Source organism: Clostridium sp. BIOML-A1, assembly GCF_009874105.1.
Classification (GTDB): domain Bacteria; phylum Bacillota; class Clostridia; order Lachnospirales; family Lachnospiraceae; genus Coprococcus.
This window is the reverse complement of record NZ_WWTL01000016.1, coordinates 1-15,698: the sequence shown is the minus strand read 5'-3', so window position 1 is coordinate 15,698 and position 15,698 is coordinate 1. Positions and strand designations below refer to the sequence as shown.

Genomic DNA, 15,698 nt, shown 5'->3' with positions numbered 1-15,698 from the left:
ATCCTCCTCATTCTACGCAGAGAAGATTTCATCTTCCAGTTCTTTCACAGCCTGTTCATATGCTGCTTTACCTCCAAAGGCTTTGACAATCTTCATAGGACTACCAAACTGCTGGAATTCATGTAACTGTAAAACCTTTGTCTCCTCTATCTCTTTCAAGCCTTCACTTGCATACTTATCCATAAGTGTTCCCAGAACCTTTTGTGCAAGCTCTGAATACTTATAGAGATATCCTCTCTTCTGAACATTTTTGATACGCTCTATACGGGTAAGTGGTGCTTTATCATATGCAAGGTGCAGGATTAAATCAAAATCGTCTATATCAGTCTGACCTGTCTCTTCACGAACAGCATCCAACAGTACACCATCCTCACGAAGTTCTTCTACGATAGTCTGTTTTTTCTTTACTTCATTCCACTTCTTGAGGAATACATCTAACCTCGCATACTGTCCTAAAATATTCTTTCTTGTATAATCGATAAGACTTTCTGTTATAAGTTTTCCATCCTTATCAATGTACTGTATTCTCTCAGACAGAACTTTGACTTCTACATCCTTGACATAATACTTCTTAGGCTTCTCAGAGCCATCACCAGTACCCCAATCATCGCCAGAATCACCAATATTTCCAGTACCTGAATTACTGCCTGTATCATCTCCTGTATTTTCAGTATCGTCTTCATTGCCTGTTACTGGATCTACTGGGTCATCGCCAGTAATGTCGATTACTACCTCAGGATTACCATCAAAATCTTTATCAGCAAATAATCTTGATGCGTTACGGAAGTCCATAATTGTAAAATATGTTTTTCCATAATCTTCAAACAGACGAGTACCTCGACCAATAATCTGCTTGAATTCTGTCATGGAATTTATATTGTTATCCAACACAATGAGCTTGCACATTTTAGCATCAACACCAGTAGTCATCAGCTTACTTGTAACTGCTATAACAGGATATGTACTGTCCTCATCAATGAAATTATCCAGTTGGGCTTTACCTTCAGCATTATCTCCAGTTATACGCACAATGTACTTATGGTTCTCCGTCCATAGGTCTTTATTCTCAACAATGAGAGCCTGACGCATACGCTCCGCATGCTCCACATCTACGCAGAACACAATGGTCTTGCTGAACCTGTCAGTTTTCTTCAAGAATTCTGTAACTTTCTTTGCAATGACTTTGGTTCTCTCATCAAGTACAAGAGTCCTATCAAAATCTTTGATATTGTACTCTCTATCCTCGATTTCATAGCCATTATCATCATGTTTCCCAGCTTCTGGACGATAACCAACAAGGTCTTTATCAAGTCCTATACGAATGACCTTATATGGAGCAAGGAATCCATCATCAATACCCTGTTTCAGAGAATACTCATAAATAGCTTCTCCAAAATATGTCTGTGATGATGCCTCTTTTGTTTCAATTGGTGTAGCTGTCATGCCTATCTGAGTTGCACCAGAGAAATATTCTAATATCTTTCTCCAAGCTGACTCTTCCTTAGCGGAGCCTCTATGACACTCATCAATGAGTATCAGGTCAAAGAACTCAGGCTTAAACTGTTTGAATGGCTCTACACCCTCATCACCAGCTAACTGCTGGTACAATGCAAGATAGATTTCATAAGAACTGTCGAGCTGTTTATTCTCGACTTTAGTCATTTTACCCCCGAATGGCTTAAAATCACCAGATATTGTCTGGTCTACAAGGACATTCCTATCAGCAAGGAACAATATCTTCTTTTTTATTCCAGCTTTCCATAATCTATAAATAATCTGAAAAGCCATGAATGTTTTACCAGTTCCAGTTGCACAGACTAAGAGTACCCTGTCCCTGCCACTTGCTACAGCATTTACAGTTCTGTCAATGGCAATTCTCTGATAGTAACGAGGTGTCTTATAACCTGGCACCCAGTAATATGGCTCTAGCAGAGCTTTCTCACCAATTTCAGAGAAATTCATCTCATTTACATATCTGTGATATAACTCATCTGGTGATGGGAACTCATCTAAGGAAAGGTTACGAATATCACCAGTTATTAAATCCTGCTCTACAAAGCCATCTCCATTGGATGCATATACAAACTTTACATCCAGAGCTTCTGCATACTCTATAGCTTGTTGCAGTCCTGCACCTACTGGATGGTTGTTATCCTTAGCTTCTATGATTGCTAATGGAAGATTAGGCTTATAAAATAACAGATAATCTGTAAATTTTTTCTTACTACGTTTAGTTATATTACCCCTTAGGATGATACGACCTGCTGTGAATGCATACTCATAGCGAATCTGCTTTTTGTCCCAACCTGATTGCTCTACCGCTGGAGTTATATATCTTGCTTTTATATCTTCTTCTGAAAGATCTCGTTTCCCCATTTGCACAGCTCCTTCCCTTTTTGTGAATCATCTCATATGTGATGTCCATAAATCTGGACTTGTAATATCTTTCTGGGTATAAATATCCAAGAATAATTTTACCACATATTACTAATCTTTTCATCCACAATTCATATTAGGAATATGCATAAAAAAACACTAAACCAACAGTTTTGACTTTTATTAATCAACACCATCAGCTTAGTGGTTATATATGTACAATCAGCAGAAAGTTACTACTTCATATGACCTCTTGTGCAATCACTGCTTAAATTCAAGTTCTACAGTCCCATCAAGATTTATCTTACTTATTATACATGTCTTTTTAAAAACATTTGCTTTTGTTACCTTAGCCACCTGCTTCTCCGACAAATGAAATAGTTCTCCTTTTTTAAAAACATCACTTTCTCTTAAATATTTTGAACTTCTAATTACATTATAAGCTTCTTTGCTCATTAAAAAAGACATATTATAAATTATACTGCACTATAAGATACTACGCTACTCAAAAATATGGCCGAACTCTACTCACGCATAATTCGAAATAGACAGTCGCAAATATTGAACTCACATATTTAATAACCATCTCCAGCCAAAAATAGCACCAAATAAAATTTTTCCAAGAAGAGTAGTGGAAAATATCACCATTTACGCCCCAATAGGTAAAGAAAAAGCCCCACAAAGCCCATAAATACAGGCTTTGTGAGGCAAAATCCGCTATTCAAACTCGGCAAGTCCAAAGATGTTCTTAAATATATTTGTTTAAGATTTGTATCTTTTTTGCCGTTATTTTATTTTTGTTACATATATTATTTTGGCTCGCTGATTTTCTGTTTCCAATTTGTTGCCATACATTGGGATTAGCTCTTATTTGTGCATACACAAAATTTTTCTTTTAACTATACATTTCTTATCGATATGTTGTACTTGATTTTTTGATAGCAACTGGTTGCTGGAAATTATACCCTCCCTCTATACCATCATAGTATCCATAAAAACTCAAGAGATTTACTATATCTTCAACTTCCACCTCTGATTTAGGACCAATAAATATTTCCTTGATAATACTTTGTTTAACCCTCTTAAAATTCATTTCTATGTACGGTATCAATTTATTGTTTGCTGTTCTATATTTAACTTTAGAAAAAAGAATATTCTCTGAACTTGGTATGTTATAGTGTCCTATTGTCGAACATACTACTACTCTCCATTCCTTCTCCTCTTCGAAACCCGGATTTTTCACAAATGGAAACTGCATTCTATAATTTTCACTTAACTCAAGTGCAACATGTTCTACGCCCTTATATTCAAGTTTTTTTATATTATCCGCGATTATATTCTGAACATATTCCTGTGGATTATCATAAATCACTTTTCCGAAAGCAGTATGAAATTTACTTATCTGATTTAGTTCCTCAAGAACGTCCTTATTAAAACCAATTGCTATTCCTTTTCCATCCTGTGCATATCCTCTCCACTGACTTAATTTATCTTTACTTTCAGAAAAACAAACACAAAATGTTTTCATTGAAAAATTACTATATACACCATTCTCATACCAAGTCTTCCATGCTTTTAATGCTTCAACATCATTTCTCAGATATTCTTCCATTCCCTTATTTACAAATTCTCTACACCTTATACACTCTTGATAATCGTTTGATTTTGCAATATCAGAAAGCCACATACTTGAATTTCTGATAATATTGAAAAACGTGTCAACACCACAATAGTGATATACTATTTCATCCATACTTTTACACATATTCCTTTTTCAAATATATTTAACCACAGCTCTTATTTTTAGCATTATAAACTTTCTCATGGCAACAAACCAATTACAATCAATATAATTTAAAATACGACAGGCAATCAAAAAGACTACCCGTCATATCAAATAATCTATGCACTTCCGCACTATTCAAACTCAATCGTTCCAGGTGGCTTACTCGTCAGATCATACATTACTCGATTGACACCCTTCACTTCATTAATAATTCTTGTCATTACTCTCTGCAATACTTCAAACGGAATATCCGCGCAGTCAGCAGTCATGAAATCACTGGTGCATACGGCACGAAGTGCAACTGCATAGTCGTAGGTACGTTCATCACCCATAACACCAACCGAACGCATGTTGGTAAGCGCTGCAAAATACTGTCCAAGTCCTTTATCAAGACCTGCTTTTGCAATCTCCTCACGATAGATATAGTCAGCATCCTGAACAATCTTAACCTTCTCAGCCGTTACTTCCCCAACGATACGGATTCCAAGACCCGGACCCGGGAATGGCTGACGGCTTACCAGATACTCTGGAATACCAAGCTCACGACCCGCTTTACGAACCTCGTCCTTGAACAGGAGACGAAGCGGTTCAACAATTTCTTTGAAATCAACATAATCCGGAAGTCCGCCTACGTTGTGGTGACTCTTGATCGTTGCAGATTTTCCGAGACCGGATTCGATCACATCAGGGTAAATTGTTCCCTGTACCAAAAAGTCGACAGCGCCGATCTTCTTTGCTTCTTCCTCAAATACACGGATAAATTCTTCACCGATGATCTTACGTTTTGCTTCCGGTTCAACAACTCCTGCAAGTTTCTGGTAGAAACGATCCTGCGCATTTACACGGATGAAGTTCAGATCATATGGACCATCCGGACCAAATACTGCTTCGACTTCATCACCCTCGTTCTTACGAAGAAGTCCCTGATCGACAAATACACAAGTAAGCTGCTTGCCGACTGCCTTGGATAACAAAACGGCTGCAACCGATGAATCTACACCACCGGATAATGCACAGAGCACTTTGCCATTTCCAATCTTCTCACGCAGACTCTTGATCGTATCTTCAACGAAAGAATCCATCTTCCAGTCACCGGAGCATTTACATACATCCATGACAAATGCACGAAGCATCTTCATTCCTTCTTCTGTATGCATAACCTCTGGATGGAACTGTGTTGCATACAAGTTCTTCTCTGCATTTTCCATTGCCGCAAATGGACAGTTTGGAGTCGTTGCAGTTGATACAAATCCTTCCGGCGCTTCTGCGATATAGTCGGTATGACTCATCCAGCAGATTGTTGATTTATTTACATCTTTAAACAAAATGGAATTCTTATCCACTGTTACCTCAGTTCTGCCATATTCACTGACCGGAGCAGTTGCTACCTTACCGCCGAGCACATGTGCCATCAACTGTGAACCATAACAGATTCCAAGGATTGGAATACCCAGTTCAAAAATTTCCTTGCTGTAACTTGGTGAATCAGCTTTGTATACACTATTCGGTCCACCGGTGAAAATAATGCCTTTCGGGTTCATCTTCTTGATCTCGTCAATGCTCATAGTGTACGGATGTACTTCTGCATAGACATTACATTCTCTGACCCTTCGTGCAATAAGCTGATTGTACTGACCACCAAAGTCCAGTACGATAATCAATTCCTTATTCATGAAAGTTTCTCCTTTATTTTTCTTAACCGTGCACACTCGCAAATACTTCGTATTTCCTCTCTCGCACGGGTTTTCCTTTTCGCCGTGCACACTCGCAAATACTTCGTATTTCCTCGTTGTCGGGCTTTCGCCCTATCAAAATAAACTCTAATGCTTTCGTCTGCAAGCAGCCGAATCATCAGAGTTTATTTTGGCACGGCTCAATGCTTACGCATATTATACCATGTAATTACTCTATTTTCTACACCTAATCCTGCTCTATTTTACCTTCCCGCGCAATACTTCCAGACCTTTCTGGTACTGTGTATCCTTCTTGCCTTGGAAATCATCTGCCGTATAATCTTCCGGTAATTTCACTTCGATATCCGGAGCTACACCCTTCTTATGAATGTCATTTCCATTTGGAGTGAAATATTTGGCAGTTGTAAGCTTTATTGCTGAGCCATCAGAAAGCGGAATAACCGACTGTACGATTCCCTTTCCATATGTGTTCTCGCCAATGATCGTCGCAACACCATATTCCTTTAATGCTGCTGTCATGATCTCAGATGCACTTGCGCTCTCCCCATTTACAAGCACTACCATCGGAAGATCAAGCTGCTCATCGTCCGTAGATTCATAAGTTGATAAGACATTTCCATTCTTATCTTCCTGATATACGATTTTTCCGGCAGGGAGCAGATAATCGCACATATCGACAACTGTAGTTAACATTCCACCCGGATCCGAACGAAGGTCTATCATCAGTGCTGTCATGCCCTGAGACTTCAGATCTTCTACAGCATCCCTGAATAAATCATTTGTATTTGCTACAAACTGTGTTACACGGACGTAACCAATCTTCTTATCTGCATCTGCCATAAAGTAGGAAACGGTACTGTTCTCCAGTTTTCTTCTGGTAATGGTTACTGTATGATACTTTCTCTCACTTGGTCTATAGATTTCAAGGGTAACATCCGTACCTTCTTCTCCACGTATCTTTGTAACCAGATAGTCCAGATCGTCGGATTCCTGAATCTCATAATCATCAATCTTACAGATCAGATCGTCAGGTTTGATGTCTACTTCGGAAGCCGGTGAATCCTCTGTAATGCTGACCGCAATCGCATATCCGGTTTCCTCATCCTGTCTTACGACAACACCGATACCTGCATATTCACCGGAACTGTCTTCCTGCAGTTTTGCAAATTCCTCTGGTGTATAATATTTTGCATATGGATCATCCAATGCCTCGATCAGCCCAGCATACAGACCATTCTGCATATCCTCGTCTGAGGTGTCAAAATAATAGGACTTATCGATAATCGTTTCCAGACTCGCAAGCTTCTCCAACGTGTTTTCGTCTACGACCGAACCATCATAATCCAGATTATTATGTCGCTTTCCGGCATCTGAATTCAGATCACCACTCTTTGAATTATCCTTAGTAAAAGAACAACCCATCATTCCGGCGCATCCGGCTATAACCACCACACCGAGAATCCATCTCTTAAAATTATGTCTCATGTTACCTCCAGTGATGCATTTTTCGCATCAACGTCCTTTCATAAACTTGAAAATATACATTTACCCATATGTCAGATCATAAATTATGTATAATCCTATAGGTATTCTGTAAATTTTCTTTTATAAACGACAACAGACAAATCCAGTTTTCACCCGATCTGTCTGTTGTTTTATCCTATGTGTAATTCTGTAAAATCCCACAATTCTGACCGTGATCACATTTCTGCGATTTCGGTCTTCATCTTGTTTTACAGGTAATCAAGTGGATTTACATAAGTTCCGTTTATCATTACACCAAAATGGCAATGTGAACCTGTACTATATCCGGTGCTTCCTGCCTTTGCAATTACCTGTCCCTGTTCTACTGTCTGACCCACACCGACTACCAGCTGGGAATTGTGCATATATACAGTAGATATACCATTTCCATGATCGATCATAATGTAATATCCTGCGGATGAACTGTACTGCGAGATAACAACCGTACCGGCCGCTGATGCAACAACATCACTTCCGGTTGGACATGGAATATCGATTCCCTTATGGTTAGAACTTGCACCTGCTGTAGGTGATGTTCTCGGTCCAAAATACGAGCTGATTCTGCTTCCCTGTGTAGCCGGCCACATAAATGATCCACCGCTCGGTGTATAATACTGTGGTGTAGTACTTCCGCTTCCGCCACTGCTCTGCTGCTGTGCAGCCTGCTGTTCTGCAAGTTTTCTCTGAATCTCCGCAATCTGGGCATCTGCTGCATCCATTTCTTTCTGATATTTCTCAACCAAAGATTTCTGTGCATCGATATCCTGTGAATATTCAGCAATCTTCTGATTCTTCTCATTGATTGCTACATCCAGATTTGATTTCTGTGTTTCCAGATCTGCTTTAACAGATTCAACCTCTTTCAAATCTGTCTCGAGAGTTGTCTCATATTCTTGGATCTTCTGTCTTGTATCGATCAGTGCATTTAACTGCTTCTGATCGTAACTTGATATCTGCTCCACATACTCTGACTTATTTAACATATCCGTAAAAGATGCGGATGACATCAATGTATCTATGTACTCAACTTCTCCATTTTCATAGAGATACTGAATACGCTTCATCATTGCTGCATACTGATTGTCTTCCTCAACCTGCGCTGCTGCAAGATTCTTCTTTGTCTCATCAATCTCTGTATTTAATTTATCTTCTTCTTCTTCCTTTGCAGTGATCTGCGTCTGAATATCTGAAACCTGCTTATCCAGTGCTTCTACATCACTGATCAACTTATTCTGTTTCTCTTCAAGGCCATCCAACACGCCCTGAGCTTCTTTTTTATTCCCTTCCGCTTCATTCTTGCTGTCCTTTGCATCCTGAATACTCGTTGCCGAAACCCGAGATACAGGCGGCATTGCAGCAAGTGCAACTGCACATACAATAACAAGCGCCGTCTTTTTGAATTTTTTCATTAACGGTATCTGAATTTTCTTCAAAATAAAGACCTCCTCTTATACTTTCAAATGTTTTCTGGTAGTGATCAAACTACCAAATAAACCTACACCTATACCTAAAATAAGCCCAACAGGAATCATTGTTTTAAACAATTCTTCCTTACTTACAAATGCGAATACAGATGTAATTACTGCAAATCGTCCTGCCACATATTCCAGAATCTTCTGATACATAACATATAACAGATAAAGCGGAATAACAGAACCGACTGCTCCGATAATAATACCTTCTATTATGAACGGCGCACGTACAAAGAAGTTCGTTGCACCGATCAATTTCATAATTGCAATTTCTTCCTTACGAACTGTAATGCCAATGGTAATCGTATTGCTGATCAGGAAGATGGATACCAACATCAGGATTACCACAATTCCGATAGAAGCATATCCTACCAATGAGGACAATGTCGAGATACTGTCAGCTGTAACCTCAGAACTTCTGACTTTTCGCACTCCGTCTAAACCTTTTGCAAATGCTACAAACTCAGCCTGTTTGGATACATCCTTCAACGTTACCTCATAAGAAGCAGAATTCTTTAACGGGTTATCATCTCCGAATGCTGCCTTTGCAGCCTCAGGATCATCATAATTCTGCTCACAGAACTTATCAAATGCTTCATCTGCACTGATATAATCCATTGTATTTACATAATCAAGGACTCGTATCTGTTCACCGATCAACTGAACCGTTTCGTCCGGAATATCTTCTTCAAAGAAAATCGATATCGTTACATTATTCTCCAAATCCTTCATTCCTGACTGAAAGTTTACAACAACTGCATATACAATACCAAATATGAACAAACATGAAATAATTGTACCGATTGATGCAAGAGAGAACAATATATTTCTTCTGATGTTCGTAAATCCCTGTCTCAGGATATAAAAGAATGTACTAATCTTCATCTATATAACCACCTTGTTTTTCATCGCTGATAACCACACCTTTTTTTAATGTGATTACTCTCTTTCGCATCTCATTTACAATATCCTTATTATGAGTTACGACAACCACTGTTGTTCCACGCTTATTGATATCATCAAGCAGTTCCATGATATCCTGTGAGTTCTTCGGATCCAGGTTACCGGTTGGCTCATCGGCAAGGATGATTTCCGGATTGTTTACCAGTGCTCTTGCCATGGCAACTCTCTGCTGCTCTCCACCGGAAAGCTCCTTCGGATAAGATTTATACTTATCCGCAAGACCTACCAGCGTCAGCATAGCCGGAACTCTACGTCTGATGTATCTCGCAGGAGTCTGTATAACTCTCTGTGCAAATGCAACATTTTCATAGATGGTTCTGTCCTTTAACAGTCTGAAATTCTGAAATACAACTCCGATCTTTCTTCTGACCTTCGGGATATTCTTTCTTTTTATAGTTTTATAATTATATCCTGCTACACGGATAGACCCAGAGGTCGGATCTAATTCCTTTAATAACAGCTTGATCAATGTTGTCTTACCTGATCCGCTGCTACCAACAATAAAGACAAATTCGCCTTTCTCTATATTAATATTAACATTCTTCAGAGCCGTCATACCACCTGGGTAGGTCATAGTAACATTCTCTAACTCTATCATAATGGTTTCCTTTCAAATTTAACGTCTGTACTTTCTCTCTCTTTGCTTTTACAAGTATAGCAGTAAAATGTGAAATATATGTGTAAATCCTGCATACAATATATTACAAAGAGTCCAGATTCTTCCTTTTAATAGTCTAATGACTCCATATACTTCATATACTTAACTACCATTAACGCAATCTTAAATGTGATCGCATCCTCAAATACACGAAGATCCAGACCGGTACTCTTCTGAAGCTTATCCAAACGATAAACCAGAGTATTTCTGTGAATATATAACTGTCTGGAGGTCTCTGATACATTCAGACTGTTCTCAAAAAACTTATCAATAGTAGTAAGGGTCTCTTCGTCGAACTCATCCGGTGATTTGCCATCGAAAATCTCACGAATGAACATCTTGCAGAGTGGGAGCGGAAGCTGATAGATCAGACGTCCGATTCCAAGATTACTATATGCGATAATGTTCTGGTTCTCGTAGAAGATCTTTCCAACATCCAGTGCCATCTTAGCTTCTTTATAAGAACGGGATACTTCCTTAATCTCATTTACGATCGTACCATATGATACATGAACAGAAGACATAACCTCTGTATTCAGCATATCTACAACAACCTTGGCAATCTTATTCATATCATCATAGGATTCTGTCTGCTTTACTTCCTTTACAAGAATGATGTTCTTCTCATCCACAGCAGTAATAAAATCCTTTGTCTTTGTAGAAAAGATATTACGAACTGTTTCAAGGGCATTTGTATCCTTCTCATTCTTTGTCTCAATGATAAATACGATTCTCCTTACATCTGTATCAATGTGAAGCTTCTTTGCTCTGTTGTAAATATCAACAAGCAACAGATTATCTAACAGCAGATTTTTGATGAAGTTATCCTTATCAAAACGCTCCTTATATGCAACTAAGAGATTCTGAATCTGGAACGCTGCGATCTTACCAACCATGTAAGTATCATCTGTCTCCCCCTTTGCAAGCAAGATATGTTCTAACTGGTTATCATCAAACACCTTAAAGAACTGGTAATCCCGAATTGCCTGACTCTCTGCCGGGGAATCAACAAACGCAAGTACTGCTTCTTCACAGTCATCTACATCCTTAAATGTAGATGCAAGAATCTTTCCTTCTGTATCAAGAACACACAGATCGGTTCTTGTAATATTCTTTAATCCATCAATCGTATCCTGAAGTATCTGGTTCGATATCATATATTCTACACTCCTTATTCTTATATTCGGATTCCGTATTCTTTCCCCATCCATTCTGCCTGACGGATAAGCCTCCCGGAAAACATACGAATAACAAAATACACTACTGTACCTATTCTAAATCATATTGCGAAAAAAAAAAAGAGAAAATGCAGAAATTTCTGCATTTTCCCTGTTTGTTTATAAATATTTAAGTATGTATGATCTATTAGCTTACTAAGATCTCCTCTGTTTCCTTATCAAAGATATGAATCTTGCTTAAGTCAAATGCAAACTGTACTGTATCGCCAGGTCTGGCTGTTGTACGAGCATTAACTCTTGCTGTGATATCGAACTGATCGATTGTGAAGTATAAGTAAACTTCAGCACCTAACATTTCGTAAATATTGATTCTTGCATCAATAACACTTTCCGGTGATGACTCGATGAAGAGCTGCTCATCATGGATATCTTCAGGACGAATACCAAGAACAACTTCCTTATCAACTGCATCAAGTGCAATAAGTCTCTCAGCCTTACTATCAGGAACTTTAATTGAGTGTGAACCAAACATTAAGAGAATGTCTGCTCCGGACTTAACTACCTTACAATCAATGAAGTTCATAGGTGGCATACCCATGAAACCGGCTACGAATAAGTTACATGGCTTATCGTATAAGTTCTGTGGTGTATCTACCTGCTGAATAATACCATCCTTCATAACTACGATTCTTGTACCAAGTGTCATAGCCTCTGTCTGGTCATGTGTAACGTAGATGATAGTTGTCTGTAATCTCTGATGTAACTTGGAAATCTCAACACGCATCTGTACACGAAGTTTCGCATCAAGGTTTGAAAGTGGCTCATCCATAAGGAATACCTTAGGCTCACGAACGATTGCTCGACCCATAGCCACACGCTGTCTCTGACCACCTGATAAAGCCTTTGGCTTTCTGTCAAGTAAGTGTTCAATATCAAGAATCTTAGCAGCTTCATGAACAGCCTTGTCAATCTTCTCCTTCGGAGCCTTTCTTAACTTAAGTCCGAATGCCATGTTGTCATATACTGACATATGCGGATACAGAGCGTAGTTCTGGAATACCATTGCGATATCTCTATCCTTAGGCTCTACGTCATTTACAAGCTTGTCGCCGATCCATAACTCACCTGAGCTGATATCCTCAAGACCTGCGATCATTCTAAGAGTTGTTGACTTACCACATCCTGAAGGTCCAACGAAAATGATGAACTCCTTATCTTCAATTTCAAGGTTGAAATCCTTAACAGCATTAAATCCGTTAGGATATACCTTATAGATGTTCTTAAGTGATAAACTTGCCATTCTGCAAATACCTCCGTAAATATTATATAGTATTGTTTTATTTATTCATTCGTTCTGAACATAGTGTCATTTTACAACATTCCCCTTCTTTAAACCATATGATTATTGCCCAAAAAAAATTTTAATGTTTTGTTTGTTTTGTATACGACCGCAAAAAAACTAACATTTTGACGATTTTCGCATCGATTTAAGAAGATTTAAGACGAGAATTTTGTGAAACCTTCACCAAAAACCTCCGTTACCTGCCCTACAATCATAAAAGATTTTTCATCAATTGTCCTTATTTTATCCTTTAATTCTACTAATTGTCTACTTGACAAAACCGAAATTATCATTACACGCCCTTCATTCGTATAACCACCCTTTGTTTTCAATACTGTTACACCTCTTCCAATATCATTTATGATACAGGATTTGATCTCATCGCATCTGGAAGAAATAATGTAAACCAGTTTTCCATGTCTGATTCCCTGTACGATCATATCAGATAATTTTGTTGATATTACGATTGCAATAACAGCATACAGCATATTTTCCAGGCCAAATGCAATTCCGCCTGCTATTACGATCACTATGTCTATACCCCCAAGGAATAACGGCGCACCAATATCGTTTCTCATATGATTCAATATCAATGCCATAAGATCCACGCCGCCGGATGACGCATTCAGACGAAACATAAGACCATAAGCGCAACCAAATATAACTCCGCCAAGAATCATATTCAAAAGTCTGTCATGCGTTGCAAGCGGAAGTGCAGGAATAACTGCCAGAAATGCTGTAGAAATAACCGTTGTATATGCTGTCCTTATCATACTTTTTCTATCGAGCAGAAAATACCCCCATATAAATAACGGAACATTGATAACCAAATTCGTCAACCAGACCGGAATTCCGGTTCCCATATTTTCCGTCAGATTTTCTATTATAATTCCTATTCCGGTCACGCCTCCGGGAACTATCTGTTCACTGTTAAAAATCCAAACAACACCCAGTGACATCAAAAACGCCGCCACCGTTAACAATACATACGTTTCTATCGTTTCTCGATTTTTGTTCATGCAACTGCCTTTCATACAATTTTTATATAGTATGTCCGATTTTTTTCGGCATAGTCACCATTGATTATAAATAGCAGTTATACACAAACATCCTTGCACCTGTAAAATATTCTTTATACATGATGACATTTAAAACAAAAAAAGCAGGCACATCACATTTCTGTAATAACACCTGCTTCTCTGTCTGTATGAACAATCTGTATAGATAGGCAATCCGATCATCCTGCTGTTTAGTTTTTAATATCACTTGTTCCAACGATTACAATAATATCATATCCGTCAATCGGCACATCAAAATCGGATGCTGATAACGTATCTGTGGTTGACATTTCCGGTGATGAAAATTCCGCAGCAAGATCTGCTCCATCATATGAACCGGATACGCATACCTTTGATGTCGCGATCGCCGACTGATTATAAGTACCAACTTCTACCGAAGTATATCCTTTACCCTCTAATGCGGTCTTCCATGCACCGGCAACTCCACTGGTTCCTGTTGCATTAATAACAAGGATTTTAGCATCTGTAGATGCAACCGCACCGGTTTCATCCGCTCCGTCCGATCCACTGTTCTCGTCATCTCCATTATTAAACGTCGGATCATTTTCATCCTCTGCTTCTGTTACTATTTCTTTTCCTGTTGTCGTCTTCTTACTGTCTTTCAGAGAATTATTCTTTACTAATGTCTTTATAAGCAGTGCTCCTATTACAACAATGCCAACTGCAAGAATGATTACAACGGCTCTGAGCATTGTTTCCAGAAATAATCTCAATACTTTTTTACCCATTTTCTGGCCTCCATTTTATTTATAAAATATAATGCTTGTCCCGGAATATCCGTTCCGTTCTTTTTGTTAAACAGACTATCAATCCCGTGCATCACAAATGCACCAAAATCATTACTTTTCTGTACACCTTTATTGCACCTGAAAAATTACCTAATGAGTATACCAAACGTACTTTTAAATTTCAACCTGCATTTCTAATTTCTTATTTTCTCTGCCTGATAAATTCTGTCATTATAATTTCAAACCTTATTCCCCTCTTACTTTCTCCGAATAAAAATAAAGAGTCACTTGCGGGTCTTTCGCACCTACGCAAATTTACAAGGCAATTAACTTCTTCGCGAAGTGCGCACCCTCAGCGGAGCACTTTTTACTTTATAGGGCGATCTTGCCTATAAAGTAAAAAAGATTCCTATATAATATACATACAAGAATCTTTTATATATACTGTTATATAATTATCAAATCTGATAAACAGTCTGCTGCTTATTTCTGTACCCGTTTTTTTCCGCATACCTCACAAACATCTCCACTGTTTACATGCCCACATCCCCAGCATGTCCATTCAACTATTTCCGGCTCGCGCTTCGGCTGTTGGCTCGTTGTCATTGTAAAATTCTTTGATACGATCTCAACATTTCCATCTTTATCCACTGTTGTCTTTAGATCTGCCGGCACGTTTGCTGCTACAACCTCGCCCTTTTTCTTTTTAATAAACTTTATTCCCATAATCTCTACCCCATATCTGCGCAACTTTGCATAGCTTATTTTATAGCAATATGAACAATTTTTCAATAGAGAATTGGGGAAATTGCAAAACGTTTTGTAGGTTTGTCAAACATATGTTACACAGATGCCAGATAATCCTTTAGTACCTGATTTGGAGATTTCCATCCTAATG

Annotated in this window: 12 protein-coding genes; all 12 read right to left on the bottom strand. The window is 38.5% G+C overall.

Annotated elements, in window-relative coordinates; all coding sequences use genetic code 11:
* Positions 1–12: 12 nt before the first annotated feature.
* The 12 genes from GT641_RS11645 to GT641_RS11590 all read right to left on the bottom strand — a co-directional run bounded on the left by GT641_RS11645 (position 13) and on the right by GT641_RS11590 (position 15,526).
* Positions 13–2,376 (bottom strand): DEAD/DEAH box helicase family protein, encoded by a 2,364-nt coding sequence (locus GT641_RS11645; protein WP_161117634.1) that lies wholly within the window; start codon positions 2,374–2,376, stop codon positions 13–15.
* A 910-nt stretch (positions 2,377–3,286) separates the two neighbouring features.
* Positions 3,287–4,129 carry a DUF2971 domain-containing protein gene (locus GT641_RS11640; RefSeq protein ID WP_161117633.1) on the bottom strand — a complete coding sequence of 281 codons (843 nt, stop codon included), beginning with the start codon at positions 4,127–4,129 and terminating at the stop codon, positions 3,287–3,289.
* Positions 4,130–4,293: 164 nt separating this feature from the next.
* A complete protein-coding gene (gene guaA / locus GT641_RS11635; RefSeq protein WP_044944527.1) occupies positions 4,294–5,835 on the bottom strand; it encodes a glutamine-hydrolyzing GMP synthase in 1,542 nt (513 codons plus the stop codon).
* A 258-nt stretch (positions 5,836–6,093) separates the two neighbouring features.
* Positions 6,094–7,341: a S41 family peptidase gene (locus tag GT641_RS11630; protein ID WP_161117632.1), complete on the bottom strand. Its 1,248-nt coding sequence runs from the start codon at positions 7,339–7,341 to the stop codon at positions 6,094–6,096.
* 248 nt (positions 7,342–7,589) lie between these two features.
* Entirely contained in the window at positions 7,590–8,813 is a 1,224-nt protein-coding gene (locus GT641_RS11625; RefSeq protein ID WP_119962515.1) for a M23 family metallopeptidase, read from the bottom strand.
* Positions 8,814–8,828: 15 nt separating this feature from the next.
* Positions 8,829–9,737 carry a permease-like cell division protein FtsX gene (gene ftsX / locus GT641_RS11620; protein ID WP_161117631.1) on the bottom strand — a complete coding sequence of 303 codons (909 nt, stop codon included), beginning with the start codon at positions 9,735–9,737 and terminating at the stop codon, positions 8,829–8,831.
* Entirely contained in the window at positions 9,727–10,413 is a 687-nt protein-coding gene (ftsE, locus tag GT641_RS11615) for a cell division ATP-binding protein FtsE (RefSeq protein WP_008399894.1), read from the bottom strand. Before ftsE ends, ftsX begins: the two co-directional genes overlap by 11 nt.
* A gap of 128 nt (positions 10,414–10,541) precedes the next feature.
* A complete protein-coding gene (locus GT641_RS11610) occupies positions 10,542–11,630 on the bottom strand; it encodes a helix-turn-helix domain-containing protein (RefSeq protein ID WP_021943137.1) in 1,089 nt (362 codons plus the stop codon).
* A 208-nt stretch (positions 11,631–11,838) separates the two neighbouring features.
* A complete protein-coding gene (gene ugpC, locus GT641_RS11605) occupies positions 11,839–12,951 on the bottom strand; it encodes a sn-glycerol-3-phosphate ABC transporter ATP-binding protein UgpC (RefSeq protein ID WP_008399896.1) in 1,113 nt (370 codons plus the stop codon).
* 197 nt (positions 12,952–13,148) lie between these two features.
* A complete protein-coding gene (locus GT641_RS11600; protein WP_161117630.1) occupies positions 13,149–14,012 on the bottom strand; it encodes a YitT family protein in 864 nt (287 codons plus the stop codon).
* A gap of 230 nt (positions 14,013–14,242) precedes the next feature.
* Positions 14,243–14,800: a LytR C-terminal domain-containing protein gene (locus GT641_RS11595; RefSeq protein ID WP_008399899.1), complete on the bottom strand. Its 558-nt coding sequence runs from the start codon at positions 14,798–14,800 to the stop codon at positions 14,243–14,245.
* Positions 14,801–15,283: 483 nt separating this feature from the next.
* Positions 15,284–15,526, bottom strand: a complete 243-nt coding sequence (locus GT641_RS11590; protein WP_008399905.1) for a hypothetical protein — start codon at positions 15,524–15,526, stop codon at positions 15,284–15,286.
* Positions 15,527–15,698: the final 172 nt, after the last annotated feature.